Raw genomic sequence first — 24,598 nt, forward strand, 5'->3', positions numbered from 1 at the left:
GTTTAATTGTTAAAGAGCGGTCTTACTAAATTCTGTACTGCTAATTCTGTACTACTTAACTTCAAAATCGAGGCGCTGATTTCTCAGCGCTTAGCGACTATCGAAACGTCAGGGTAAACCCTGATTTTTCGGCAACCGCCAAGCCCTCTACTATAACACAGCTTTTGCAGATTGTGCAACTGGCTTCTGCCTGATTTGCACCGCATCCTGCAACCCCGCTTAACTTTCAAGCGGCTTCGGGAAACCCGAAGGCTGGTTACCGCACAGGTGGCTGAAACATCGATCCGGGGAAACCCGGATTCGTCATCACCAGCCAAGCCCAAGACTATAGCACAATTTTTGCAGATCTTGCAACTGGCCTCTGCCTGATTTGCGCCGATCTTTGCAATAACCGCTTGGCCTCATTTCTGACTGCCTTTGCGGCAGGCCGGGGAAACCCACGAACCTGTTGCACCTGCCTGGCTTCGCTGTTCAAAACTGTTGGAGCAGCGAAGGAGCGAGACTATAGCACAGAAATTTGACGTGTGCGATCAGCATGACACCCATTTTGCAGAAATGTGATTCTTTTTGGGGACGCAGTCGCGGGCAAGCCGCTGAGCCGGAGTTCTTCGATACCTATCTATATAGAGCGTGCGGGCTCGTCTCTATATATATAGAAGGCACGGGGATGCCTTCGACGGCGGCACCCGCCCCGCTCATTGAGTCTATATACGAAGCTCCGTCGTTTCCTTGATCTGCTGGAGCGCGAAGAAGGAACGCATGTCCACCACCGCCGGGTGGCGCATGAGGGTGTCCATGGCGAAGCGCGAGAAGTGCGCCAGATCGGCGACCTGGATGCGAAGCAGATAGTCCATGTCGCCGGACATGGCGTAGCACTCGACGACTTCCGGCCAGAGCTGGACGTCGCGTGCGAAGTCGCTCATGGGTGCGTGACTGGATCCGCTGTGCTTGTTCAGGCGGATATTGACGTACGCGAGCAGCCCGAGGCCCACCTTGGCCGCGTCGATGAGCGCCACGTATTTCTTGATGAAGCCCTGCTCTTCAAGACGCCGCACTCGGCGCAGGCAGGGGCTGGGCGACAGCGAGACGCGGTCCGCCAACTCCTGATTGCTGAGGCGTCCGTCGCGCTGCAGTTCAGCCAGAATCCTTAGATCTGTCCTGTCTAGCTCAATTCCGGACATCTTCAACCCCTCTGATTCGAAAATGAGCAATATTATTGCTCAACTCACCGCCTTTCGCGCCATCTTTGCAATTGTCTGCCCGGTCTTCGTACCTACAATCTGCGTCTAGACTTGAAGAACAAGTCGTCCTCACAAAACATGCAAGGGAGCAGACTTATGAGCAGCGCTTTCCAACCCTGGGACAACCCGATGGGCACCGCCGGGTTCGAGTTCATTGAATATGCCGCGCCGGACCCCGCCGCGCTGCGCAAGGTGTTTGAGTTGCTGGGCTTCAAGGCCATTGCCAAGCATCGCCACAAGGACGTGACGCTGTACCGCCAAGGCGGCGTGAACTTCCTGATCAACGCCGAGCCCGATTCCTTCGCTCAACGATTTGCTCGCCTGCATGGCCCGTCGATCTGTGCGATTGGCTTTCGGGTGCAGGACGCCAACGCCGCCTACAAGCGTGCGCTGGAACTTGGCGCGTGGGGCTTTGATTCCCATAGCGGGCCGATGGAACTGAATATTCCTGCCATCAAGGGCATTGGCGATTCGCTGATTTATCTGGTGGACCGCTGGGCCGGCAAGGAAGGCCACGGCGGCATTGGCGACATCAGCATCTACGACGTGGACTTCATTCCGCTGGATCCGGCCAATGCGCAGACCGACGTCAACTGGCGCGGCGCGGGCCTGACGCTGGTCGACCACCTGACCCACAACGTGCACAAGGGCCGCATGGCCGAATGGTCGGAGTTCTACGAGCGCCTGTTCAACTTCCGTGAAGTGCGTTACTTCGACATCGAAGGCAAGGTGACGGGCGTGAAGTCCAAGGCGATGACGTCGCCTTGCGGCAATATCCGCATTCCCATCAACGAGGAAGGCACCGACGAGAAAGGCCAGATTCAGGAGTACCTGGATCTGTACCGCGGCGAAGGCATCCAGCACATCGCCATGGCGACCGATGACATCTATGCGACGGTAGAAGCGCTGCGCGAGACGGGCGTCGTGTTTCTGGACACGCCGGAGACCTACTACGAACTGCTGGATCGCCGCATGCCGAACCACGGCGAAGACGTGGATCGCCTGCAGAAGAACCGGATCCTGCTGGATGGCGCGCCGGACGGCGGACTGCTGCTGCAGATCTTCACCGAAAACCAGATCGGTCCGATCTTCTTTGAGATCATCCAGCGCAAGGGCAACGACGGCTTTGGTGAGGGCAACTTCAAGGCCCTGTTCGAATCCATCGAGCTGGACCAGATGCGCCGTGGCGTTGTGAAGTCCGTGGAATAAGACTTGCAGACGGGCGCCAGGCGTGCGTCTACCAAGCTTGCCCAAAACCCCGCTGCGAAGCGGGGTTTTTCTTTGGGCGATCGTCAATCTGACTCGCGACGCATCGGGAAAAGCACCGCGTGGAAAAAAGCCCCACATGCGAGAAGGCCCCGCTTTGATCGGCGGAACGCTTTCCGCCGTACGGGGCCTTCAGTCACGCGAAACGATTGCCGCCGCTCAGCGCTTCAGGCGATCCTGAAATTGCTTACGGAATTTGGCGACCTTGGGCGCAATCACAAACTGGCAATAGCCTTGCTCGGGATGCAAGGCGAAATAATTGCTGTGATAGTCCTCGGCCTGCCAGAAATGCGCCGGCGCCAGCAGCTTGGTCACGATGGGAGCATCGTAGACTTTCTGCGCCTCGACCTCGGCGATGACGGCTTCGGCCTGCTCGCGCTGCGATTCGTTCTGCCAGAAGATGGCGGACTCGTACTGCGGGCCGATATCGTTGCCCTGGCGACCCGGGGTGGTGGGATCGTGGGTGGCGAAAAAGACGCGCAGCAGATCGCTGTAAGAGAGTTCGGCTGGATCGAATTCGATGCGCGCGACTTCGATGTGGCCGGTGTCCTTGCCGCAGACCTGTTCATAGCTGGGATTGTCGACGTGTCCGCCCGCGTAGCCCGGCAAGACGCTCTTGACCCCGCGCAGATCGACAAACACTGCTTCGACGCACCAGAAGCAACCGCCGCCAAGTACGGCGACTTCATTGCCCGGTGATGGTTGTTCTGCCATGACGATTCCTTTGCTGTAGACGGCCGCTGCGCGCGGCCGGCGCCCCCGGCTTGGTGCCGGGGCATAAGAATAAGGCTACTGCTTTGCCGGCGCCAGCGACAAGATCCATTCGGCCAAAGCACGGGCGTCTTCAGGCGTGACGTGGGTCTGGGCGGGCATGGGCACCGCGCCCCAGGCGCCGCGGCCACCGCCGCGGATCTTGCCCGCCAGGTAATCCACCATGGCGTCGCCCTGCCCCGCGTATCGTTCCGCCACGCTCTTCAAGGGCGGCCCGACCCGTTTGGCTTCCACCTGATGACAGGCCATGCAGGCCTTGCTCTTGGCCAGATCCAGGCCAGTGGTTTGCGCATGCACCGCGCCAGCGCCCAGGGCGCCGGCCGCGGCCAACAACAGACTAATCTTCAAACGCATCGGTTACTGCCCCACGGCTGGCGGTGCTGGCGAGCTTGCCGAACTTGGCAAGCACACCGCGTGTATAACGCGGCTTGGGCTGGACCCAGGCCTGGCGACGAGCCGCCATCTCTTCGTCGCTGATGTTGAGCTGCAGCAGCAGCTTGTGGGCATCGATGGTAACCGAATCGCCTTCCTGGATGAGGGCGATGGGACCGCCCACGTACGCTTCGGGCGCGACGTGGCCCACCACCATGCCCCAGGTGCCGCCGGAAAAGCGGCCGTCTGTGATGAGACCCACGGTTTCGCCCAGCCCCTGCCCCACAAGCGCGGACGTGGGCGCCAGCATCTCACGCATGCCCGGACCGCCCTTCGGGCCTTCGTAGCGGATGACGACGACGTCGCCGTCGCGGATCTGCTGCGCCATGATGGCCGTCATCGCGTCGTCTTCGGAATCGAACACGCGTGCGGGTCCCGTGATGACGGGGTTCTTCAGCCCAGTGATCTTTGCGACGCAGCCTTCCGGCGAGAGATTTCCCTTCAGGATAGCAAGGTGCCCCTGCGGATAGAGCGCGCGATCGATCGGCATGATGACGTCCTGATCCGCGCGCGGCACGTCGGGTACGTCGGCCAACGTTTCCGCGATGGTCTTGCCCGTGATGGTGATGCAATCGCCATGCAGCAGGCCCGCGTTGAGCAGAAGCTTCATGACTTGCGGAATGCCGCCGGCACGATGCAGGTCGGTAGCCACGTACTTGCCGGACGGCTTCAGGTCGCACAGCACGGGCACGCGCCGGCGGATGCGTTCAAAGTCGTCGATAGTCCACGGCACTTCAGCGGCGTGCGCGATGGCCAGGAAATGCAGCACCGCGTTGGTGGAGCCGCCCGTGGCCATGATGACGGACACCGCGTTCTCGATGGCTTCGCGCGTGATGATGTCGCGCGGGCGCAGATTGCGCTTGACCGCGTCGACCAGCACGCGCGCGGACTCGGCGGCCGATGTGACTTTTTCCTCGTCTTCGTTGGCCATCGTGCTGGAATACGGCAGGCTCATGCCCATGGCTTCGAATGCCGAGCTCATCGTATTGGCGGTGTACATGCCGCCGCAGGAGCCCGAGCCGGGAATCGCGCATTTCTCGATCTGCTTGAAATCTTCTTCGGGCATGCGGCCCATGGTGTATTCGCCAACGGCCTCGAACACGGACACGATGGTGAGATCGTTGCCCTTGTAGCGGCCCGGCTTGATGGTGCCGCCGTAAACATAGATGCCCGGCACGTTGGTGCGCGCCAAGGCGATCATGCCGCCGGGCATGTTCTTGTCGCATCCGCCGATGACGACGACGCCATCCATCCACTGGCCTTGCGCGGCGGTTTCGATGCAGTCGGCGATGACCTCGCGCGACACCAGCGAGTACTTCATGCCTTCGGTGCCCATGGACATGCCATCGGAAATGGTGGGCGTGCCGAACACCTGCGGATTGGCGCGCGACGCGCGGATCGCGTCGATGGCGGCGTCGGCCAGCCGTTGCAAGCCGCTATTACAGGGCGTGATCGTCGAATGGCCGTTGGCCACGCCGATCATGGGGTTCTGGAAATCTGCTTCTTTGTAGCCCAGCGCGTAGTACATGGCGCGATTGGGTGCGCGCGCGACGCCTTCGGTAATGTGGCGGGAACGTTCGTTGTGCGGCATGGTCAGTGTCTCCTGTCGGCCGTCGGGGCGCGGACATGGCGAACGCACCCGGGGAAGCTGGCTCGCTTGGCATGCGAATCTTCAGTGCTCGCCGGTTATTATCATTCAACTTTATTGTGTCGGGCAGAACATGCTGGAATATCCAAAAATCGACCCCATCGCCCTGCAGATCGGGCCGCTCGCCATTCATTGGTATGGGCTGATGTACCTGGCGGGCTTCGCGCTCGTGTATTTGCTGGGCCGCCATCGCATCAAGAGCGGGCACACTACATCGCTGAACGTGCGGGACCTGGAAGACCTGATCTTCTATAGCGTGCTGGGCGTGGTGCTGGGGGGACGGCTGGGATATGTGCTGTTCTACAAGCCAGGCTATTACCTTTCGCATCCCCTGGAAGTGCTGTACCTGTGGCAGGGCGGCATGTCTTTCCACGGCGGCCTGATCGGCGTGATCCTGGTGATGCTGCTGTTTGCGCGCAAGAAGGGCCTGCCGTTCTTTGCAATCAGCGATTTCATCGCGCCGTTGATTCCGCTGGGCCTGGGTTTTGGCCGGCTGGGCAACTTCATCAATGGCGAGTTGTGGGGCCGTCCCACCGATGTGCCGTGGGCGATGGTATTTCCCGACAGCGGCGACGGCCTGCCCCGCCATCCCTCGCAACTCTATGAGCTGGGCCTGGAAGGCATCGTGCTGTTCGCGCTGCTGTGGTGGTTTTCGAGCAAGCCGCGCCCGCTGGGACAGGTGAGCGGATTGTTCCTGATGGGTTATGGAACGTTCCGCTTCCTGGTGGAGTTCACCCGCGAGCCCGACAACTTCCTGGGTCTGCTCGCAGGTGGATTGAGCATGGGACAGTGGCTGTCCCTGCCGATGGTCGCCTTGGGCGCCATCATGTTCAGTCTTACTGCAAAACGATCGTCCCGTTGACAGCGACGCTGACCGTCACGTTCCCTGCTTCAAGGGGAACGCTGACGTCGGCGCTGCTGAAGGAACCGCCCTTCGCCATGGCCGCGCCCATCATGCGCGGCATCGGCGCGGGAGCGCCGGAGCCGCCGAGATCCAGCTTGGACAGGCGGTAGCCGGAGAAACCGAACGCGTTGGCCGCGGCCAATGCGCGGTCCTTGAAGGCCTGCGCCGCTTCTTTGAGAAGCTTGCGCTCTTCGGCTTCACGCGCGGCATCCGACAGCGAGAAGCTGATGTTGGAAATGGCGGTCTTGTCGGAAAGCTTGGAAGCCAGGGCCGCGGCAGCCGCGAAGTCCTTGGATTCCAGCACGATCTCGCCCTGGCCGCGCCACGAGGCGATCTTTCCCTTGTTGTTCATGTTGGGCCAGACGTTGAAGTTGCTGGTGCGCACTTCCACGTCCTTGGTGTCGCGCGCGCGCTTGACCACGTCTTCCAGCGCAGCGGTCAGCTTCTGGCCGGCGGCCGGCTGATCCGGCGCTTCGACTTCGGCGGACAGCGCAATGCGGACGGTGTCCTGCTTGACCTCGGACGACGCCATCGCTTGCAAGGTCAGCTCCGGCGAACGGTTCGCGGCGGACTCGGCAGCGGCCGCCGGTGCGGGCGCCTGAGCCTGCGCGAAAACGGGTTGGGCCACAGCGATGGCGGCCACGGCTGCGCACGCCGCACCAAGCCTGGTGAGCGAAAAAACGGGGTGTTTGAACATGGACTGGTCCTATGTGGGAGGACGAAGGGGAATTGCCGAGAGGCACCCGACGCGGACCTGCTCCATGGCAGGTCCGCTGGGATAGATGCCCCGCCTGTGCCGTCAAGGCCGGCATCTCGAACCCTGAGGTTCAAGGTGGTCGCGTTCCGAAGAGCATCGGGTTCGTCTGCAAGAGACAATCACTCCAGCTCTGCACTCCCGCAACCAATATGCCAAAAAGACATAGGTTCAGAGAATGTATGGCCTAGTCACGAACACGGCAGGGACAAACTTGAAAATCTTGAATGCAGCTTATGAACGTTAGAGCAGTTTTTCCTGACCCGACAAGGCGTCATCGAGTACTGCGTTCATGTCCTCAATTCTACGCTTGAAGTCGCCGACCGCCAAACCGCCCAGCGGACCGTCCGGCGCTTTCATTGCAAGCAGCTCGCCAGCGATCTGCAATGCAGCCATCACAGCGATGCGTTCGTTGCTGGAAACCTTGCCCGTGCCCTGGATGCGCAGCATGAGCTGATCGACATGGCGCACGGCAGCCAGCAGCGTGGGCTTTTCTTCGGCGGAGCACGCAAGTGAATACTCACGGCCGAGGATCGATACGTCTACACGTTCCATTTAGTGTTGCTCTCCGGACGGCGCACCCGGCAAGCGGGCCAGGACGGCGTCGATGCGCTCGCGGGCCGAAGCGGCGGCCACACGCAAGCGCTGTAGTTCTGTGTCGCGCGAATGCAGGTTGCCCTGCAGTTCGCTTTCGCGGGCGGCGAAGCGCGATTCGAGCGCTTGGCGCTCGGCGGTCTCGCGAGCGAGTTGCTCGCGCAGCGCGGCTTCTGCCCGCTTGGCGTCCTCGAGCATGGCCGAGACGGCGCCGTCGTTATCTTGAAGCTTGCTTTGCAGCGTGACGACCTCGGCCTCGCGATCAGCAGCGCGCTGCTTGAGCACACGCTGCTCGGCTTCGAAGTCGTTCAGGCGGAGACGCAACGCGTCACGCTCGGCGTGGAGTTGGCGGGTGCGTTGCACCAGTTGCCCGATTCGGGCGGCGAGTTGGTCTAGATCTTGCAGCATGGGCGCTATCGTAAACCATCCTGGGTTGGACCGGGCCTCTTCACGCAAGGTGAGAAACCCGGCAATATTCAGTAGGAAATACGGTTGGGTTTTGGCGCGCGAAGGTTACCGGCTCTTGCCTGCCAAGAAAAGTCCCCATCCGTCGAAATTGCCGCATCCGGCCGATCCGGCTTTCGTGAATCTTTCTATAAACTTTCACTTAGCTTTCAAAAAGCCCTCAAACTTCTGACCGCGTTACAAACGGGGATCGGGAGTTCCCCAATTCTAGGGAAAACCCCAGCCTTTCACAGACCTTACAGGGTTTGCAGCGTGGCGGGCGTCCATTACCATTCGGCCTTTCAAGAAACCACGACGTCGCTTTCAGAATAATTAATGGCACCCCGAAGTGCCTTTTTTGTGCCTGTCACTCGCCTTTCGGCGAGCGTCCATCCGGCTACAAACCTCTTTTATCTACATGCTGTAAACAGGAGCCAACCAATCATGCAGCTACGCAATCGACAGGATTTCTGGTCGGGGGTGATGTTCATCGCTCTCGGACTGGGATTCGCCTGGCAGGCCAGCAGCTACCAAATGGGTACTGCTGCCCGAATGGGCCCAGGGTACTTTCCTTTCTGGCTAGGCATTGTTCTTGCATTGCTCGGCGCCATCGTGCTGCTTGGCTCGCTGTCCAAGAAAGCCCATGAAACTCACGTCGACAAGTTCGACTGGCGCATCGTCTTCCTGGTGGTGGGCTCCGTCGTTCTGTACGGCTTGGTCCTGAAGCTGCTGGGCGTGTACATCTCGGTGTTCGTGCTGGTGGTCGTCAGCAGTCTTGCCAGCCATGAATTCAACCTGAAGGTCGCTGTTGCCAACGGCATCTTCCTGGTGGTGTTCACGTACCTGGCATTCATCAAGGGGCTGGGGCTGATTTTCCCGCTGTGGCCGTCGTTTCTGGGCATGAACTGAGGAGCAACCGGTCATGGAATTGTTTGACAACCTGATGATGGGTTTCTCGGTGGCGTTCACGCCCGAGAACCTGCTTTACGCACTGCTGGGCTGCATTCTGGGGACGCTGATCGGCGTGCTGCCGGGCATCGGCCCCGTTCCGACCATCGCAATGCTGCTGCCGATCACGTACGTGCTGCCCCCGGTGGCCGGCCTGATCATGCTGGCGGGTATTTACTACGGCGCCCAGTACGGCGGCTCCACAACGGCGATTCTTGTGGCATTGCCAGGAGAAACATCAGCGGTGGTGACCGTGCTGGACGGTCACCAGATGGCCCGCAACGGCCGCGCGGGCGCCGCGCTGGCAATTGCCGCGCTGGGTTCGTTCTTTGCCGGTTGCGTTGCCACGCTGCTGCTGGCTGCCTTTGCGCCTCCCCTGGCTGAAGTCGCGTTCAAGTTCGGTCCTGCCGAATACTTCTCGCTGATGTGCCTGGGCCTGGTCGGCGCCGTGGTGCTGGCCTCGGGCTCGCTGCCCAAGGCAATCGCGATGATCATCCTGGGCCTGCTGCTCGGCATGGTCGGTACCGACGTCAACTCGGGTGTTGCCCGCTTCGACTTCGGCGTGCCGGAACTGCAAGACGGCATCGACTTCGCCATCGTGGCCATGGGCGTGTTCGGCTTTGCCGAAATCATGACCAACCTCGAGCAAAAGGAAAACCGCGTCGACATCACCGACAAGATCGGCACGCTGTACCCGAACAAGCAGGAATTCAAGGAAGCCGCGCCGGCCGTGCTGCGTGGCACGGCGCTGGGTTCGGCCCTGGGCATCCTGCCGGGTGGTGGCGCGGTGCTGTCCTCCTTCGCTTCCTACACGCTGGAAAAGAAGATCTCGAAGAATCCGGAACGCTTCGGCAAGGGCCACCCGGCCGGCCTGGCAGGTCCGGAATCGGCAAACAACGCTGCAGCCCAGACCTCGTTCATTCCGCTGCTGACGCTTGGTATCCCCGGCAACGCCGTGATGGCGCTGATGGTGGGCGCCATGACGATCCACAACATCCAGCCCGGCCCGCAAGTCATGACGAGCCACCCGGAGCTGTTCTGGGGCCTGATCGCCTCGATGTGGATCGGCAACCTGATGCTGGTGGTGCTGAACCTGCCGCTGATCGGCCTGTGGGTCAAGCTGCTGAAGGTGCCCTACCGCATCCTGTTCCCGGCGATTCTGGTGTTCTGCACGATCGGTGTGTATTCACTTAACTACAACCCGTTCGACATCTTCACCACGGCCATGTTCGGCATCATCGGGTATGTGTGGTCGAAGCTGAAGTGCGAAGGCGCCCCGCTGCTGCTGGGCCTGGTGCTGGGTCCCATGATGGAAGAAAACTTCCGCCGTGCCCTGCTGCTGTCGCGCGGCGACTTCTCCACCTTCGTGACGCGTCCGCTGTCGGCATCCCTGCTGGCCGTCGCCGTGTTCCTGGTGATCCTGGTGGCCCTGCCGGCCATCCGCAAGAAGCGCGAAGAAACCTTCGTCGAAGAAGAATAAAGGCACAACGCGCCGCCTGTGCGGCGCCCTGTCCTGCTAAAAAACCCCCGGGCCTTGCTCGGGGGTTTTTCTTTGCGCGAACGTCGTGCATTCGGCTGAAAACTACTGAAAATTACCTACAGCAACAAATCGTACATAGCCGATTTCATCTACGTTAAGCTACGGGTTTACCCCACGCGATGATTCGACATGAATTTCGACTGGAAAAATCCGTATACGAGTACCCGCACGCCTGTCTTTGCCCGCAACGTCGTCGCCACCTCCCAGCCGCTGGCTGCCCAGGCGGGCCTGCGCATCCTGGCGCAAGGCGGCAATGCCGTGGACGCGGCCATTGCCGCGGCGGCAACCCTGGCGATGGTCGAACCCGTCAGCAACGGTTTGGGTTCAGATTGCTTTGCCATCATCTGGGACGGCGCCAAGCTGCATGGACTTAACGCTTCCGGACCGGCGCCTGCCGCCTGGAACGTGGACTACTTCCGGCGCAAGCATCAGGGCGCGGTGCCGGCGAGGGGTTGGGACAGCGTGACCGTCCCGGGTTGCGTGGCCGGCTGGGCTGCGTTGCACGAAAAGCTGGGCCGCCTGTCTTTCGCCGACATCCTGGCGCCCGCCATCGAATACGCCGAACGCGGCTTTGCGATCACGCCGATGGTGCATCAGAAGTGGACCGCGCAGGCTGATGTGCTGCAGCCGCAGCCCGGCTTTGCCGACCACTTCCTGCCGCGCGGCCGTGCGCCGCACATCGGCGAACACTTCGTGCTGCAAGGCGCGGCGTCGACGCTCAAGCGCATTGCAGCAACCAGCGGGCGCGACTTCTACGAAGGCGAGACCGCTCACAAGCTGGTGGCGCACGCGCAAGCGCACGACGCGGCCCTGACGCTGAAAGATCTGAGCGACTACACCCCCGAGTGGGTCACGCCGATCAGCCAGGCGTACCGCGGCCATACGCTGCATCAGATTCCGCCCAACGGCCAGGGCATCGCGGCGCTGATTGCGCTGGGCATCCTGCAGAACTTCGATCTGGCGGCGCGTCCGATCGATCATCCCGAGACGCAGCATCTGCTGATCGAAGCGATGAAGCTGGCGTTTGCCGACGTCTATGCGCACGTGGCCGACGCGCGCCACATGCGGGTCGCCCCCGAAGATATGCTGCGGGCCGACTACCTGGCCGAGCGCGCGCGACTGATCGATCCGCGAAAGGCGCAGACTTTCGCGACCGGCCATGCGCCGCAAGGCGGCACGGTCTATCTGACCGCCGCCGACCGCAACGGGATGATGGTCAGCTTCATCCAATCGAACTACATGGGATTCGGATCCGGCGTCGTGGTGCCGGGCACGGGCGTCAGCCTGCAGAACCGTGGCCACTGCTTCAGCGCCTATCCCGAGCACGCCAATGTGGTCGCGGGCGGCAAGCGGCCGTTCCACACGATCATTCCGGGCTTTCTGATGCGTGATGGCGCGCCGGTGATGAGCTTTGGCGTCATGGGCGGCAACATGCAGCCGCAGGGCCAGATGCAGGCGCTGGTGCGCATGCTGGACTACCGCCAGCAGCCACAGGCCGCTTGCGATGCGCCACGCTGGAAGTGGAACCAGGGCCTGGAGGTGGACCTGGAGCCGACGGTATCCCCTGCCGTTGCACAGGGACTGCGGGAGCGCGGCCATGTCCTGCAAGGCATGGACGATCCGTACATGGATTTTGGATCGGGGCAGTTCATCTGGCGGTTGGGCGATCCGGCCGTGGACGGTTACGTCAGCGCCAGCGATAGCCGCAGAGATGGACTCGCCGCCGGCTTTTGATTGCGTTAAGGTTAGTGTCCTGAAACAGACCTACCCTTATTCAGCGGAGTCCATTGCATGGCAACGATCGGTACCAAGAGCTACGACGCAGCCGTAGCCCAGAAAGTCGCTTTCCTCGGATTGGGCGTGATGGGCTTGCCCATGGCCGGTCACCTGGCCCGCGCCGGGCATGACGTCACGGTCTACAACCGGACCCCCGCCAAGGCGCAGGCCTGGGTCGCCGAGTTTGGCGGCCATAGCGCGGCCACCCCACGCGAAGCCGTTGCCGGCGCGCAGATCGTCTTTGCCTGCGTGGGCAATGACGACGACCTGCGCAGCGTCGTGCTGGGTCCTGACGGCGCGTTCGCCGGCATGGCGCCGGGCGCCGTGTTCGTCGACCACACCACGGCTTCCGCCGACGTGGCGCGCGAACTGCACGCGAAAGCCAAGGAGCTGGGCCTGAACTTCGTGGACGCCCCCGTCTCGGGCGGTCAGGCAGGCGCCGTCAATGGCGTGCTGACGGTCATGTGCGGCGGCGAACAGGCGGTGTTTGACGCCATCCAGCCCGTCGCGCAGTGCTTTGGCCGCGCGGTCACGCTGGTCGGCCCCCCGGGCGCCGGCCAGCTTGCCAAGATGGTCAACCAGATCTGCATCGCCGGCATCGTGCAGGGCCTGTCGGAAGCGATCGCATTCGGCCAGGCGGCCGAGCTGGACATGAAGCAGGTGCTGGACGTGATCAGCAAGGGCGCGGCGCAGAGCTGGCAGATGGAGAACCGCGGCGGCACCATGGTCGACGACAAGTTCGACTTCGGTTTCGCGGTGGACTGGATGCGCAAGGATCTGGGCCTGGTGCTGGCGGAGGCGCGCAACAACGGCGCGCGCCTGCCGTTGACCGCACTGGTGGACCAGTTCTACGGCGACGTCCAGAAACTGGGCGGCGGACGCTGGGACACGTCCAGCCTCATCAAGCGTCTGCGCGACTAAGCCAGCCGTCCTGGCCCAATGCAAAAGGCGAGCCTTCCGGCTCGCCTTTTTGCTTGATACGGCAGCGCCGCCGGGTCAGGCGGCGAGCGAGGCTTCGCTGGCGGCCGGCAGCAGCGCGTCGATGCGTTGCTTGGCCAGGGCCAGTCCTTCCAGCGCGGCCACTTCGCCCATGGCCATGCCTTCCGCGGCGATGAAAGTCACTTCGGTCATTCCCAGGAACGCCAGCATCTGGCGCAGGTAAGGCGTCATCGTGTCGGACGGCGTGCCTTCCGCCTTGCCACCACGCGCGGTCAGCACGAGCACCTGTTTACCCTTGACGAGCCCCTCGGGCACGCCTTCCGACGTATAACGGAACGTGACGCCGGCGCGCGCCAGGTGATCCAGGTAGGACTTGAACTGCGCCGGCAGGTTGAAGTTGTACACGGGCACGGCGAAGACGATGCGATCGGCTTCCATCACTTCGGCGACTAGCGAGTCGCTCAGTTCGACCAGACGCTGTTGCTCGACCGAGCGCGATTCAGCGGGCGTGAACAGGGCGCCAGCGGTGTTGCCGTCGAAATAAGGAATCGGTTGCGCGCCGATGTCGCGGACCTTGATGGCCGAGGCCGGGTTCGACGCCTTAATGCGGGCGATCAGGTGATCGGCCAATTGCTTGCTGTTGGAACGTTCGCCGAGAATCGAGGAAAGGATGACCAGGGTTTTCATTGCAGATATCTCCAGTGGGTCCGCCCGGGGTGGACGGTCTGGATCTGTCAGCGCCGCACCCGTCAGGATGATCGGGCGGGGCCTTGCCGCTTGGGCGGCGTTGGCAGATCCGTTGTGCATGGCGACACTGTAGTGGGACCGATTGAATACATAAATACGGGTATGATGAACTGTTCGTTCCAAACATAGAACAATCATGCAAGATCTCAATGACCTCTACTACTTTTCGCAAGTCGTCGAGCAAGGAGGCTTCAGCGCCGCAGCGCGCGCGCTGGACATTCCAAAATCCCGTCTATCCCGCCGTATCTCCCACCTTGAAGAAAGCCTGGGCGTGCGTCTTTTACAACGCACCACCCGCCGGCTTCGGCTGACGTCCGCCGGCGAGCGCTATCTGCACTACTGCCGGGAGATGGCCGCGTCGGCGCGGGCAGCTGACGATGCCATGCGGCAATTGCAGGCGGAACCGACCGGCCCGGTGATCGTGAGCTGCCCTGTGTCGATCGCGCAGGACGTGCTGGCCCCGCTGCTGCCGGAATTCCTGGATGCGTGGCCCGCAATATCGGTGCAATTGCTGGTGACCAACCGGCGGGTGGATCTGATCCGCGAAGGCGTGGACCTGGCGCTGCGGGTGCGCACGAAGCTCGACACGGACGCCGAATTGGTCGTCCGGCATCTGGGCACGGCGCGCGGCACGCTGGTGGCCAGTCCCGGATACTTGCAGCGCCACGGTGCGCCCGATACGCCGCAGGACCTGGCCTCGCACGTGACGCTGAGCTTCAGCGATCCGCAAAACGAAGTGCGGTGGCCGCTGCGCAATGACAAGGGCGAAGAGGTGCAGATCGATTTGAAGCCGCAACTGTCGTGCAACGACTTCATCGTGCTGACGGAAGCGGCCGTGCGTGGACGCGGAATCGCATTGCTGCCGTCAATCGCCACGCAGGAGGAACTGCGCCGCGGGCAGCTGGTGCCGGTACTGCCCCAATGGCAATCGCCCGAGGGCATCGTGCACTGCATCTATCCGTCACGGCGGGGCATGATGCCCGCCGTGCGGACGCTGCTGGATTTTCTGTCGCAGCGCCTGCCCTCGATGTATCAGCGGCTGGAGAAAGCCGTGACGCCCGCGCCTCAGTAGCCGCGCGAGCGCTCCACGACGCCGGTGATGGATTCGCCGCGCATCAGCTGCGCGACCTTGCCCGCGATCTGTTCGATGCTTTCGTCGCGCAGCGTGCGCGCGGCGATATGCGGCGTGACGTGCACGCGCGGGTCGTGCCAGAACGGATGCTCTTTCGGCAGCGGTTCGGTGCGGAACACGTCGAGCGTGGCGCCCGCGATTTCGCCCTCTTCGAGCATCTGCACCAGATCGTCTTCGACCAGATGCTCGCCGCGTCCCACGTTGACCAGATGCGCGTCAGGCAGCAACTGCGACAGCGTTTCGCGGTTGAGGATGCCTTGCGTGTCGGGCGTCAGCGGCAGCACATTGACCAAAAAGCGCGTGCGGCCAAGGAAGGCCGGCAAGGCGGCCTCGCCGGCGAAGGATTCAACGCCTGGGATCTCGCGCGGCGAGCGCGACCAGCCGGCCACGGGATAGCCGAATTCGGCCAGGGTTTGCGCAACGCGCGCGCCAACCTGCCCTAACCCGAGAACGCCCACGGGCCAGTCCGCCTGCCGGGTGCCCTCGCGGGTGTCCCAATGCTGGCGTGCCTGCGCCTGGTCGAAGGCTTCGAAATCACGCGAGACCCGCAGCAGCGCATACAGCGCGTATTCGGCCATCTGCACGGCCATGCCGGCGTCTTCGAGACGCACGATGCGGACGTGGCCCGGGATCTCCGGCATCTTCAGCAAGGCATCGACGCCCGCGCCCAGATTGAAGAGGGTCTGCAAGCCGGTTTCGTGCTGGAAGAGCTGGGCGGGCGGACGCCAGACCAGCGCGACCTCCGCGCCAGACGGCGGGCCGTCGGGATTCCACACCGAAATACGGCAGCCGGGCATGGCGGCCTCGAGGCGAGGCACCCAGGCGTCAGGATCGTGATGGGGACAAGCAAAGAGAATGTGCATGGTGGCAGTGCGCGGGCGATGAAAACCCCAAGCATGAGGGATGCCGCCGCACAAATCAAACGGCCCGGCGAAAGCCGGGCCGCGTGTGGCAGATGCAAGCCGAGGGATCAGGCCGTCTGCGGCAGCTGGGGCTTGTTCTTGCCCTTGTTGCGGCGAAGGAAGGCCCAGACCTGCAGCGCGATCAGCAAGGCGCTGGCGCCGATGAACCATGCGCTGATCGGACGTTCGACGAACACGGCCAGGTCACCGCGCGACAGCAGCAGCGCGCGGCGGAAGTTCTCTTCGACCATCGGGCCGAGCACGAAGCCCAGCAGAATGGGCGCCACCGAGAACTCCAGCGTCATCAGGACCGCGCCGATCACCCCGAAAGCCAGCACTTCCCAGATCTGGAAGAGACTGTTCTGCGTGCTGTACACGCCCACTGCGATGAAGAACAGCGCCGAGGGGAAAAGGTAGCGGTACGGCACCTGCAGCAGCTTGACCCACACGCCGATGAGCGGCACGTTCAGCACCATGAGCAGCACGTTGCCGACCCAGAAGCTGGCGATGAGGCCCCAGAAGATGTCCGGATGCTCGGTGATGAGCTGCGGGCCGGGCTGGATGCCCTGGATCAGCAGCGCGCCCAGGATCAGCGCCATCACGGCGTCGCCCGGAATGCCCAGGCTCATCGTCGGGATGAAGTCGACCTGTGTCTTCGAATGCGACGATGCTTCGGGCGATGCCACGCCGGCGATCATGCCGGTGCCGAACTTCTCGGGCGTCTTGGAGACCTTGCGTTCCAGCGCGTAGGCGACGAAGGTGGTGATGGTCGGGCCGGTGCCGGGCATGGCGCCGAACAGCGTGCCGACGGCCGTGCCGCGCACCATGGGCCAGAAAGCGGTCTTCAGCTCCTGCTTGCTTGGCCGCATGTCGCGCAGTCGCAGCTTGGCGCCGCTGCCGATGATGGTCATGCGGTTCACGCTCATCAGGAAGTCGGCAACGCCGAACAGCCCCATCGAGATCGCGACCAGTTCAAGGCCGTCGGACAGGTCGAGCAGGCCGAACGAAAACCGGATCGTGCCGGTGTTCACGTCGGTGCCGACCACGCCGCACATCAGGCCGAACAGCGTCATCGCCACGCCCTTGAGTGGCGAGCCGCGCGACATGGTGGCGCCCGCCAAGAGGCCCAGCAGCATGATCGAGAAGATCTCGGTCGGGCCGAACTTGAACGCGACTTCCACCAGCAGCGGCGAGGCAAAGATCATGACGATGATGCCGACCGATGCCGCGAAGAACGAGCAGATCATCGTGATGCCGAGCGCTGTCCCGCCCTTGCCCTGCTTGGTCAATGGATAACCATCAAGACACGTGACCGCGTGCGGCGGATGCGAAGGCAGGTTGAGCAGGATCGCGCCGATGGCGCCGCCATATTGCGAGCCATAGAAAATGCCGGCCAGCATCAGGATGGCGGGCACGGGCTGCATGACGTAGGTGAGCGGCAGGAGGATGGAGATCGCGGACAGCGCGCCCATGCCGGGCAACACACCGATAAGGTTGCCCACCAGCACGCCGAAGAACGACCACATCAGGTTGTGCCATTGGAACGCGACGCCGAAGCCGTACCAAAGGTCTACCAAAGCTTGAGAAATCATGGCGCATCAACCCCAGCGGAACAGCGGAAGCTGCAGTTGCAGCGCCCACCAGAAAACGACGACCGCGATCGCGGACATGGCGATCGACAGCAGGATGGCCTGTTTGATCGTGTTCTTGCGGTCGCCCAACGCCGAGATGAAAACGATGGCGAACGTGGCGGGCAGCAGGCCGCCGTAATGGCCCAGCAGCAGGAAAGCCAGGATGCCGAGCAGGATGCAGATGCTGCCGCGAATGTCCGGCATGCCGGTGGGGTGGCCTTCAGCGGGAGCCGGGGCCGAGGGTTCGGCCGAGCGCGCCGACATCGCGATCAGCAGGCCGGTGAGCGCCAGCAGGCCGCCGAGCGCCGCGGGGAAGAATCCCGGGCCCATGTGGCTGAGCGAGCCGATGTGGTAGTCGGTGCCGCCATAGATTGCGGCCATGCCGATAAGGACCATCAGCGCGCCGCCGTAATAGTCCTTTCTGTTGATTGTCTTTTTCACTTCCGTCCTCCTTCCTTGTGCCGGACAGCGCCGGCCTTTCATGCGCTGCACGAAGCGGACAGCGCCCGGCCCCTGACGACAGGCCGGATCGCAGATTACGGAAGGAAGCTGCTAATCCGCTTTCTATGCGCTGTCGCATTCCTGAATCCGGGGGTTATCCCTGATCGGCATGCGCGAAGGCGCGAAAAAAGCGGGTAGTGGGGAAGCGGACGTTGACGGATTGAGCGTCGAGTAAGGGCGCTGGGGAGCGCCGCCTTATTGATCGCCCGATTATTGATCGCCTTTGAGCTGGACCTCGGCGGGCCGCGGATACTGCGACACGGTGGGCGCGAGCGGCAGCCACAGCACCGACGCAAGGCCGACGCCGCCCTGGTCGTTGGGCTCGCCATCGCGCAGTTCGATGTCACCCTCGTTGCGCCGGGCGTAGGCGCGCGCGATGCCAAGGCCCAGGCCGGAACCGGAGGAGGTCACCGGCTTGTCCGTCCCCACGCGCTCGAACCGTGTGAACGCGCGCGTGCGCATGACGGGATCCAGGCCCGGCCCATTGTCGGACACGGCGACCTCTACCCTGTTGTCGGCACGGCAGACGGAGACCGTGATTTGCGCGCCGACCGGCGCGTAGTGGATCGCGTTGTGCACGAGATTGGACAAGGCCTCGTGCAGCTCGGCCTCGTTGCCGGACACCGGCACCGGCGTGTCCTGGCCGTCTTCGGCATCGGCCTGCACCCAACCCAGATCCTGCTGTTTTTCGTGCGCGAGCGGCAGGTACTGCAAGACGACTTCGCGCGAGACCGCGTTCATGTCGAGCAACTGCCGCGGGGTCTGGCCGGCCTGGTTTGCGTGCGCCAGCGACAAAAGCTGCTCGGTCAGCCGGCGCGTGCGCCCGAGCTGGTCGACGATGGCGCGAAGTCCTTCGCGCACGCGCGCTGGATCGCGTTCGCGCAGCGTGTATTGCGCCTGCGTCAGCATGATGGCGAGCGGCGTGCGCAATTGATGCGAGGCGTCGGCAAGAAAGTTCGATTGCTCGTCCAGCACCCGCCGGTAGCGGGCGATGTGGTGATTGACGGCTTCAACGAGCGGAGCGACTTCGCTGGGCACGCGCGAGGCGTCCAGCGGCGTCAGGTCGTCCGGCCGGCGTCCGCGGATGTCGGCCTGCAGCCGGCGCAGCGGCTTCAAGGCCCACGACACGCCCCACCAGACCAGCAGCACGACCAGCGCCAGCATGCGTGAATCGCGCAGGATCTCCTGGCGCCGCGCATTGTTCTCGGCCTCGATGCGCTTGCCGGTGCTTTCGGCCACGACCACCAGCACCTGGCGATGCTGGCCCTGGTAATAGAGATCGCGCACCACGGAAACGACCCGCACGGGATCGTTGCGGTACACGCTGTCGTAGAAGATGGGTTGGCCGTTGGACCGGGGCCAGGACGGCGGGCGCGGCATTTCCGGCATGCCCAGCAGCGTCTTTCCCTGCGTCTGGGGCACGGGCGCCCCGTCGGGCAAGGGCGGATCGATTTCCTCGATGCGGAAATACTTGCGCAGGCCGGCCCGAGATTCGAGCATGACCTGAGCGTAGAGCGGCGTGGCAACCTGCAGGTTGCCGTCCGGCGTGAATTCCAGGCTGCTTTCAAGCACCCGCGCGGGTTCCACCAGCGCGCTGTCGTAGGCTTCGTTGGTGATCTCGGCCAGGGTGCGGTAGTCGTTCAGGCTGTCGATGACCAGCAGCACCACCACGCCGGGCAGCAGCAGGATGATGAGAAGCGCGCGGATGCCGACGCGCGGCAGTCCGGGAATCCGCAGGCTCACTTAGGGTTCCGCGGACTCGCTGGCGACGCTTTCCAGCATGTAGCCCAGCCCGCGCACGGTCACGATGCGCACGTCGCTGCCGGCCAGCTTCTTGCGCAGGCGGTGCAGTACGACCTCGATGGCGTCCGGATTGGCTTCGCTGTCGTGCGTGAAGACCTTGCCGAACAATTGCGACTTGTCCACCGGGTAGCCGCTGCGCGTCAGCAGCGCCGCCAGGGCGGCGTGTTCGCGCGGCGTCAGGAACAGCAGCGATCCGTCCAGCGTGAACGCACGGCTTTCGCTGTCGTAGGACAGCGAGCCGCACTGCAGGCGCGGATGCTGGCGGCCGCGGCTGCGGCGCACGAGCGCGGTCAAGCGCGCTTCGAGTTCTTCGAGAGCGAAGGGCTTGGTCAGGAAGTCGTCGGCGCCGAGATTCAGGCCGCGCACACGGTCCTGCAGCGCACCTTGCGCGGTCAGGAGCAGGACTGGCGTGCGGTCGTCACGGTTGCGCATTTCCCGGAGGACGACCAGACCATGCTTGTCGGGCAGGCGCAAGTCCATGACGATGGCATCGTATTCGGTGCCCGCCATGAAGGCTTCGGCCGTGCGCGCGTCCGCCGCGTGATCGGGCACAAACCCGCTCTGGGCGAGCGCGCGCATCAGCCAGGACGCCATGTCCCGTTCGTCTTCAACCAACAATATGCGCATGACCGTCCGTTCCTTCGGGCAAATTCTCTGCAGCCCGCTGACCATGCACCCGTTGGCGCAGGTAGCGGGTTTCGTGATGGCGCCGAAAGAGGATAGCCGACAACTCGTTCAACGCCTGGGTATAGACGTCTCGCTTGAACTCGATGACGGCATCCAGCGGAACCCAGTACTGGCTCCAGCGCCAGGCGTCGAATTCCGGATGCTGCGTCGCGCGCAAGCAAACATCACTGTCACGTCCCACCAGGCGCAACAAGAACCAAATCTGTTTTTGTCCTTTATAGTGGCCACGCCACTCACGCCGGACAAAGTGATCGGGCACGTTATAACGTAACCAATCGCGTGTACGCCCCAAAATACGGACATGCTCGGGCTTCAGGCCCACCTCTTCATGGAGTTCGCGATACATGGCCTGCACCGGGCTTTCGCCATACTTGATGCCGCCCTGGGGGAACTGCCATGCATGTTCCCTGATACGCTTGCCCCAAAAGACCTCGTTTCTAGTGTTGACGAGAATGATGCCGACATTGGGGCGGTAGCCTTCGCGGTCAAGCATGGGCCACCCCCACCGAATTCAATACAATTACGGTCGATTATACGTATCTGCTGCCACCTTTAAACATGCGCGCATCCAACTACCACATCAACACCCTCAAAGAAGCCCCGTCCGAAGCGGAAGTCGCCAGCCACCAGCTGATGACCCGCGCCGGCATGATCCGCAAGCTCGCGGGCGGCATCTACACCTACATGCCGCTGGGCCTGAAGGTCATCCGCAAGGTCGAGGCGATCATCCGCGAAGAAATGAACGCGGCGGGCGCCATCGAGCTGCTGATGCCCGTGGTGCAGCCGGCCGAACTCTGGCAGGAATCCGGCCGCTGGGAGCAGTACGGCGCCGAACTGCTGCGCATCAAGGATCGGCACCAGCGCGATTTCGTGCTGCAGCCGACGTCCGAGGAAGTCATCACGGACATCGCGCGCAATGAAATCCACAGCTACCGCCAGTTGCCGCTGAACTTCTATCACATTCAGACCAAGTTCCGTGACGAGCGCCGTCCGCGCTTCGGCCTGATGCGCGGCCGCGAGTTCACGATGAAGGACGCGTATTCCTTCGACCGCGACGAAGCCGGCGCCCAGAAGAGCTACGACACCATGTTCGCCGCCTACATGCGCATCTTCGGCCGTCTGGGCCTGGAGTTCCGCGCGGTGGCGGCCGATACGGGTTCCATCGGCGGCACGCGCAGCCATGAGTTCCAGGTGATCGCCGACACGGGCGAAGACCTGCTGGTCTACAACGCGGACTCGGACTACGCCGCCAACATCGAGCTGGCCGAGGCGCCCAGCCTGTACGCCACCCGTGCCGCTGCCGCCCAGACGATGCAAGACGTCGCGACGCCGGGCGCCGCCAAGTGCGAAGACGTGGCCAAGCTGCTGGACATTCCGCTGGAACGCACGATCAAGTCGATCGTCCTGGCCACCGACGGCGAAAAGGGCAAGGTCGACATCTGGCTGCTGCTGCTGCGCGGCGACCACGAACTGAATGAAATCAAGGCGGGCAAGCTGCCGGGCCTGTCGGGCTTCCGCTTTGCCACCGAAACCGAGATCGTCGAATACTTCGGCTGCAAGCCCGGCTACCTGGGCCCGGTCAAGACGGTCAAGCCGGTCCACGTCATCGCCGACCGCACCGTGGCCAACATGGCCGATTTCGTGTGCGGCGCCAACCGCGAAGATTTCCACACCCAGGGCGTGAACTGGGGCCGCGACCTGCCCGAGCCCGAACTCGTGGCCGACCTGCGCAACGTGGTCGCCGGCGACCCCTCGCCCGACGGCAAGGGCACGCTGTCGATCCAGCGCGGCATCGAAGTGGGCCACGTCTTCTACCTGGGCAAGAAGTACTCCGAAGCCCTGAAGGCCACCTTCCTGGACGACACCGGCAAGCCCGCCGTCCTGGAAATGGGTTGCTACGGGATCGGCGTGACCCGTATCGTGGGCGCCGCCATCGAGCAGAACCACGACGCGCGCGGCATTATCTGGCCCCGAGCGCTCGCGCCGTTCGAGGTCGTGATCTGCCCGGTGGGCTGGGGCAAAAGTGAAACGGTGCGTGACACCGCGCAAAAGCTCTATGAATCCCTGCTGGCGCGCGGCGTTGATGTCGTGCTGGACGACCGCGATGCCCGCCCCGGCGTCATGTTTGCCGAGTGGGAACTGATCGGTGCGCCGCTGCGTGTAACAGTTGGAGAACGCGGCCTGAACGATGGTGTGGTGGAATTGCAGGCCCGCCGGGAAACCGAAGCGGCCAAGATTCCGGTAGAGTCCGCGCTTGAAGCCGTGCTGACCAAGCTCGACACGCTCTAACCTTGTAGCCACTACGGACTTTCCGCGTCCCGACCCGCATATCATCTGTTGAGTACCGTGACCGACCCGAAGTCCGCCGAATCCACCCTGCAAGTCCGCGTCTACTACGAAGACACGGATGCCGGCGGGGTGGTTTTCTACGCCAACTACTTGAAATTCCTGGAGCGGGCCCGCACCGAATGGCTGCGGGACCTTGGCGTCAACCAGTCCGGACTGGCCGCCAGCGAGCAACGGCTGTTCGTTGTCCGCGCCCTGGACATGTCCTACCGCAAACCGGCCAGACTGGACGATTTGCTTACCATACGCAGCCGAGTCACCAAACTGGGCCGCGCTTCGATACACTTCGCGCAGCGCGCGGAGCGCAACGGGGAACTGCTTGCCGAAGGCAACATCCAAGTCTGTTGCGTCGATGCCGTTCACATGCGGCCGGCGGAGTTGCCGGCTGACATTCGCGCAAAACTGGAATTCATTCAGGAATAACCATGCAAGTCACCAACGACATGTCGTTGCTTTCGCTGATTTCGCACGCCAGCGTGCCGGTCCAGCTCATCATGCTGATGCTGTTGGGCATCTCGATCATGTCCTGGACCTACATCTTCGCCAAGCGCATGGCCATCAAGCGGGCCCATGACCAGACGCGCCGCTTTGAAGACGACTTCTGGTCGGGCGGCGACCTGTCGATGCTGCAGCAGGCCGTGGCCTCGCGCCGCGACGAGCAAGGCGCCCTCGCCCGCATCTTCGATGCCGGCATGACCGAATTCCTGAAGGCCCGCCGCGGCAACGCCAGCGGCGACGCCACGGCCGTGCTGGACGGCCCGCGCCGCGCCATGCGCGCCGCCTACCAGCGTGAAATGGACTCGCTGGAATCCCACCTCAACTTCCTGGCGTCCGCCGGTTCGGTGTCCCCGTACATCGGCCTGCTGGGCACGGTCTGGGGCATCATGCACGCCTTCATCGGCCTGTCGAACATGCAGCAGGCCACGCTGGCCTCGGTGGCCCCCGGCATTGCTGAGGCGCTGATCGCCACCGCGATCGGCCTGTTCGCCGCCATCCCGGCCGTGGTTGCCTACAACCGCTTCACGAATGACATCGACCGCATCTCGATCCGCTTCGACAGCTTCGTCGATGAATTCCTGAACATTCTGCAACGGCAGGTGCGCTAATGCCCTCGGTAAGCTCGCGCGGCAGGTCCGGCCGCCGCATGAAGGCCGACATCAACGTGGTGCCGTACATCGACGTGATGCTGGTGCTGCTGGTCATCTTCATGGTGACCGCGCCCCTGATCACGCCCGGACTGATCCAGCTGCCGTCGGTGGGCGCCGCCTCCGACGTGCCGGTCAAGCCTCTGGAAGTCCAGATTTCGGAAGACGGCAAGATCGCGCTGCGCATGCGTGAAGCCGGCGCCACCATGCAGGACATCGCGCGCCCCGAACTGGTCGCGCAAGTGCGTTCGCGCATCACCGCGGAAACGCCGGTGGTGATCGCCGCCGACGGCAAGGTGCCCTACGAGACGGTCGTGAAGGTCATGGACGAGCTGCGCACCAACGGCATCACCCGCCTGGGCCTGCTGGTGGACCAGTCCGGCGCCGCCTCCCAGCCCGTCCCCGCCAAGAAACGCTAACGCGCCGCCCTCCGCCGGCCTGGCCGGC

Annotated in this window: 25 protein-coding genes and 1 other RNA gene; 11 read left to right on the plus strand and 15 right to left on the minus strand. The window is 63.2% G+C overall.

The annotated features are described in order from the left end of the window. Nucleotides 1-704 precede the first annotated feature (704 nt). Nucleotides 705-1,181: an Lrp/AsnC family transcriptional regulator gene (locus B2W22_RS22955; RefSeq protein WP_056566859.1), complete on the minus strand. Its 477-nt coding sequence runs from the start codon at nucleotides 1,179-1,181 to the stop codon at nucleotides 705-707. A 156-nt stretch (nucleotides 1,182-1,337) separates the two neighbouring features. On the opposite strand from B2W22_RS22955, the gene hppD reads away from it, so the two are divergent. Then, nucleotides 1,338-2,450 carry a 4-hydroxyphenylpyruvate dioxygenase gene (gene hppD / locus B2W22_RS22960; RefSeq protein ID WP_175125322.1) on the plus strand — a complete coding sequence of 371 codons (1,113 nt, stop codon included), beginning with the start codon at nucleotides 1,338-1,340 and terminating at the stop codon, nucleotides 2,448-2,450. A gap of 216 nt (nucleotides 2,451-2,666) precedes the next feature. Here hppD and msrA read toward each other — a convergent pair whose 3' ends face one another. The 3 genes from msrA to ilvD all read right to left on the minus strand — a co-directional run bounded on the left by msrA (nucleotide 2,667) and on the right by ilvD (nucleotide 5,301). Then, nucleotides 2,667-3,221 (minus strand): peptide-methionine (S)-S-oxide reductase MsrA, encoded by a 555-nt coding sequence (gene msrA / locus B2W22_RS22965; protein WP_175125324.1) that lies wholly within the window; start codon nucleotides 3,219-3,221, stop codon nucleotides 2,667-2,669. Between the two features lie 75 nt (nucleotides 3,222-3,296). Beyond that, nucleotides 3,297-3,632, minus strand: coding sequence for a c-type cytochrome (locus B2W22_RS22970; protein ID WP_175125326.1), 336 nt, complete (start codon nucleotides 3,630-3,632; stop codon nucleotides 3,297-3,299). Next, complete coding sequence (gene ilvD, locus B2W22_RS22975; protein WP_175186399.1) at nucleotides 3,616-5,301, minus strand: dihydroxy-acid dehydratase; 1,686 nt, start codon at nucleotides 5,299-5,301, stop codon at nucleotides 3,616-3,618. Before ilvD ends, B2W22_RS22970 begins: the two co-directional genes overlap by 17 nt. Nucleotides 5,302-5,431: 130 nt before the next feature. Here ilvD and lgt point away from each other — a divergent pair, with 130 nt between their 5' ends. After that, nucleotides 5,432-6,220: a prolipoprotein diacylglyceryl transferase gene (lgt, locus tag B2W22_RS22980; RefSeq protein WP_056327922.1), complete on the plus strand. Its 789-nt coding sequence runs from the start codon at nucleotides 5,432-5,434 to the stop codon at nucleotides 6,218-6,220. Here lgt and B2W22_RS22985 read toward each other — a convergent pair. From B2W22_RS22985 to B2W22_RS23000, 4 genes are all read right to left on the minus strand, one after another. After that, nucleotides 6,195-6,959, minus strand: a complete 765-nt coding sequence (locus B2W22_RS22985) for an SIMPL domain-containing protein (RefSeq protein WP_175186398.1) — start codon at nucleotides 6,957-6,959, stop codon at nucleotides 6,195-6,197. The genes lgt and B2W22_RS22985 overlap by 26 nt on opposite strands. A gap of 83 nt (nucleotides 6,960-7,042) precedes the next feature. Then, nucleotides 7,043-7,228: non-coding RNA, 6S RNA (gene ssrS / locus B2W22_RS22990), on the minus strand. Nucleotides 7,229-7,259: 31 nt separating this feature from the next. Further along, nucleotides 7,260-7,571, minus strand: a complete 312-nt coding sequence (locus B2W22_RS22995; RefSeq protein ID WP_076518838.1) for a cell division protein ZapA — start codon at nucleotides 7,569-7,571, stop codon at nucleotides 7,260-7,262. Then, a complete protein-coding gene (locus B2W22_RS23000; RefSeq protein ID WP_286939660.1) occupies nucleotides 7,572-8,018 on the minus strand; it encodes a hypothetical protein in 447 nt (148 codons plus the stop codon). It lies immediately after the preceding gene. A 480-nt stretch (nucleotides 8,019-8,498) separates the two neighbouring features. On the opposite strand from B2W22_RS23000, the gene B2W22_RS23005 reads away from it, so the two are divergent. The 4 genes from B2W22_RS23005 (at nucleotide 8,499) to B2W22_RS23020 (ending at nucleotide 13,239) form a co-directional block, all read left to right on the plus strand. After that, nucleotides 8,499-8,963: a tripartite tricarboxylate transporter TctB family protein gene (locus B2W22_RS23005; protein ID WP_175125334.1), complete on the plus strand. Its 465-nt coding sequence runs from the start codon at nucleotides 8,499-8,501 to the stop codon at nucleotides 8,961-8,963. Nucleotides 8,964-8,976: 13 nt separating this feature from the next. Beyond that, a complete protein-coding gene (locus tag B2W22_RS23010; protein WP_105237345.1) occupies nucleotides 8,977-10,482 on the plus strand; it encodes a tripartite tricarboxylate transporter permease in 1,506 nt (501 codons plus the stop codon). Nucleotides 10,483-10,671: 189 nt separating this feature from the next. Further along, entirely contained in the window at nucleotides 10,672-12,276 is a 1,605-nt protein-coding gene (locus tag B2W22_RS23015) for a gamma-glutamyltransferase family protein (protein WP_286939662.1), read from the plus strand. Between the two features lie 57 nt (nucleotides 12,277-12,333). Continuing rightward, nucleotides 12,334-13,239 (plus strand): NAD(P)-dependent oxidoreductase, encoded by a 906-nt coding sequence (locus tag B2W22_RS23020; protein ID WP_175125340.1) that lies wholly within the window; start codon nucleotides 12,334-12,336, stop codon nucleotides 13,237-13,239. A gap of 75 nt (nucleotides 13,240-13,314) precedes the next feature. On the opposite strand, the gene B2W22_RS23025 is transcribed toward B2W22_RS23020, so the two are convergent. Continuing rightward, entirely contained in the window at nucleotides 13,315-13,944 is a 630-nt protein-coding gene (locus B2W22_RS23025) for an FMN-dependent NADH-azoreductase (RefSeq protein ID WP_218342121.1), read from the minus strand. Between the two features lie 196 nt (nucleotides 13,945-14,140). On the opposite strand from B2W22_RS23025, the gene B2W22_RS23030 reads away from it, so the two are divergent. Beyond that, on the plus strand, nucleotides 14,141-15,076 hold the full coding sequence (locus B2W22_RS23030; RefSeq protein ID WP_191579510.1) for a LysR family transcriptional regulator: 936 nt from the start codon (nucleotides 14,141-14,143) through the stop codon (nucleotides 15,074-15,076). Here B2W22_RS23030 and B2W22_RS23035 read toward each other — a convergent pair. From B2W22_RS23035 to B2W22_RS23060, 6 genes are all read right to left on the minus strand, one after another. Then, a complete protein-coding gene (locus B2W22_RS23035; protein ID WP_286939663.1) occupies nucleotides 15,070-15,999 on the minus strand; it encodes a 2-hydroxyacid dehydrogenase in 930 nt (309 codons plus the stop codon). The genes B2W22_RS23030 and B2W22_RS23035 overlap by 7 nt on opposite strands. A 107-nt stretch (nucleotides 16,000-16,106) precedes the next feature. Then, nucleotides 16,107-17,630, minus strand: coding sequence for a tripartite tricarboxylate transporter permease (locus B2W22_RS23040; protein ID WP_175139058.1), 1,524 nt, complete (start codon nucleotides 17,628-17,630; stop codon nucleotides 16,107-16,109). 6 nt (nucleotides 17,631-17,636) lie between these two features. Beyond that, complete coding sequence (locus tag B2W22_RS23045; RefSeq protein ID WP_191579521.1) at nucleotides 17,637-18,065, minus strand: tripartite tricarboxylate transporter TctB family protein; 429 nt, start codon at nucleotides 18,063-18,065, stop codon at nucleotides 17,637-17,639. Between the two features lie 315 nt (nucleotides 18,066-18,380). Further along, complete coding sequence (locus B2W22_RS23050; RefSeq protein WP_175125350.1) at nucleotides 18,381-19,913, minus strand: sensor histidine kinase; 1,533 nt, start codon at nucleotides 19,911-19,913, stop codon at nucleotides 18,381-18,383. Further along, on the minus strand, nucleotides 19,914-20,600 hold the full coding sequence (locus B2W22_RS23055) for a response regulator (protein WP_056327910.1): 687 nt from the start codon (nucleotides 20,598-20,600) through the stop codon (nucleotides 19,914-19,916). After that, complete coding sequence (locus tag B2W22_RS23060) at nucleotides 20,581-21,153, minus strand: RNA pyrophosphohydrolase (protein WP_056327909.1); 573 nt, start codon at nucleotides 21,151-21,153, stop codon at nucleotides 20,581-20,583. Before B2W22_RS23060 ends, B2W22_RS23055 begins: the two co-directional genes overlap by 20 nt. A 65-nt stretch (nucleotides 21,154-21,218) precedes the next feature. Here B2W22_RS23060 and B2W22_RS23065 point away from each other — a divergent pair, with 65 nt between their 5' ends. The 4 genes from B2W22_RS23065 to tolR are packed head-to-tail and all read left to right on the plus strand — an operon-like array spanning nucleotide 21,219 to nucleotide 24,570. Next, on the plus strand, nucleotides 21,219-22,949 hold the full coding sequence (locus B2W22_RS23065) for a proline--tRNA ligase (RefSeq protein WP_286939665.1): 1,731 nt from the start codon (nucleotides 21,219-21,221) through the stop codon (nucleotides 22,947-22,949). Nucleotides 22,950-23,006: 57 nt separating this feature from the next. Further along, a complete protein-coding gene (gene ybgC, locus B2W22_RS23070) occupies nucleotides 23,007-23,429 on the plus strand; it encodes a tol-pal system-associated acyl-CoA thioesterase (protein ID WP_056564208.1) in 423 nt (140 codons plus the stop codon). A gap of 2 nt (nucleotides 23,430-23,431) precedes the next feature. After that, nucleotides 23,432-24,112: a protein TolQ gene (tolQ, locus tag B2W22_RS23075; protein WP_056564211.1), complete on the plus strand. Its 681-nt coding sequence runs from the start codon at nucleotides 23,432-23,434 to the stop codon at nucleotides 24,110-24,112. Continuing rightward, the gene (gene tolR, locus B2W22_RS23080; RefSeq protein ID WP_105237338.1) at nucleotides 24,112-24,570 is read left to right on the plus strand and encodes a protein TolR; all 459 of its coding nucleotides are present in this window, start codon (nucleotides 24,112-24,114) and stop codon (nucleotides 24,568-24,570) included. The genes tolQ and tolR overlap by 1 nt, the downstream gene beginning before the upstream one ends. Nucleotides 24,571-24,598: the final 28 nt, after the last annotated feature.

Origin of the sequence: Achromobacter sp. UBA4530 (assembly GCF_002388205.1) — a bacterium.
In the GTDB taxonomy this organism is placed as follows: Bacteria; Pseudomonadota; Gammaproteobacteria; order Burkholderiales; family Burkholderiaceae_B; genus Achromobacter; species Achromobacter animicus.

Coding starts and splice junctions, on each gene's coding strand:
- B2W22_RS22955 (WP_056566859.1), bottom strand. CDS start 1,181: ATGTCCGGAATTGAGCTAGACAGGACAGATCTAAGGATTCTGGCTGAA.
- hppD (WP_175125322.1), top strand. CDS start 1,338: ATGAGCAGCGCTTTCCAACCCTGGGACAACCCGATGGGCACCGCCGGG.
- msrA (WP_175125324.1), bottom strand. CDS start 3,221: ATGGCAGAACAACCATCACCGGGCAATGAAGTCGCCGTACTTGGCGGC.
- B2W22_RS22970 (WP_175125326.1), bottom strand. CDS start 3,632: ATGCGTTTGAAGATTAGTCTGTTGTTGGCCGCGGCCGGCGCCCTGGGC.
- ilvD (WP_175186399.1), bottom strand. CDS start 5,301: ATGCCGCACAACGAACGTTCCCGCCACATTACCGAAGGCGTCGCGCGC.
- lgt (WP_056327922.1), top strand. CDS start 5,432: ATGCTGGAATATCCAAAAATCGACCCCATCGCCCTGCAGATCGGGCCG.
- B2W22_RS22985 (WP_175186398.1), bottom strand. CDS start 6,959: ATGTTCAAACACCCCGTTTTTTCGCTCACCAGGCTTGGTGCGGCGTGC.
- B2W22_RS22995 (WP_076518838.1), bottom strand. CDS start 7,571: ATGGAACGTGTAGACGTATCGATCCTCGGCCGTGAGTATTCACTTGCG.
- B2W22_RS23000 (WP_286939660.1), bottom strand. CDS start 8,018: ATGCTGCAAGATCTAGACCAACTCGCCGCCCGAATCGGGCAACTGGTG.
- B2W22_RS23005 (WP_175125334.1), top strand. CDS start 8,499: ATGCAGCTACGCAATCGACAGGATTTCTGGTCGGGGGTGATGTTCATC.
- B2W22_RS23010 (WP_105237345.1), top strand. CDS start 8,977: ATGGAATTGTTTGACAACCTGATGATGGGTTTCTCGGTGGCGTTCACG.
- B2W22_RS23015 (WP_286939662.1), top strand. CDS start 10,672: ATGAATTTCGACTGGAAAAATCCGTATACGAGTACCCGCACGCCTGTC.
- B2W22_RS23020 (WP_175125340.1), top strand. CDS start 12,334: ATGGCAACGATCGGTACCAAGAGCTACGACGCAGCCGTAGCCCAGAAA.
- B2W22_RS23025 (WP_218342121.1), bottom strand. CDS start 13,944: ATGAAAACCCTGGTCATCCTTTCCTCGATTCTCGGCGAACGTTCCAAC.
- B2W22_RS23030 (WP_191579510.1), top strand. CDS start 14,141: ATGCAAGATCTCAATGACCTCTACTACTTTTCGCAAGTCGTCGAGCAA.
- B2W22_RS23035 (WP_286939663.1), bottom strand. CDS start 15,999: ATGCACATTCTCTTTGCTTGTCCCCATCACGATCCTGACGCCTGGGTG.
- B2W22_RS23040 (WP_175139058.1), bottom strand. CDS start 17,630: ATGATTTCTCAAGCTTTGGTAGACCTTTGGTACGGCTTCGGCGTCGCG.
- B2W22_RS23045 (WP_191579521.1), bottom strand. CDS start 18,065: ATGGTCCTTATCGGCATGGCCGCAATCTATGGCGGCACCGACTACCAC.
- B2W22_RS23055 (WP_056327910.1), bottom strand. CDS start 20,600: ATGCGCATATTGTTGGTTGAAGACGAACGGGACATGGCGTCCTGGCTG.
- B2W22_RS23060 (WP_056327909.1), bottom strand. CDS start 21,153: ATGCTTGACCGCGAAGGCTACCGCCCCAATGTCGGCATCATTCTCGTC.
- B2W22_RS23065 (WP_286939665.1), top strand. CDS start 21,219: ATGCGCGCATCCAACTACCACATCAACACCCTCAAAGAAGCCCCGTCC.
- tolQ (WP_056564211.1), top strand. CDS start 23,432: ATGCAAGTCACCAACGACATGTCGTTGCTTTCGCTGATTTCGCACGCC.
- tolR (WP_105237338.1), top strand. CDS start 24,112: ATGCCCTCGGTAAGCTCGCGCGGCAGGTCCGGCCGCCGCATGAAGGCC.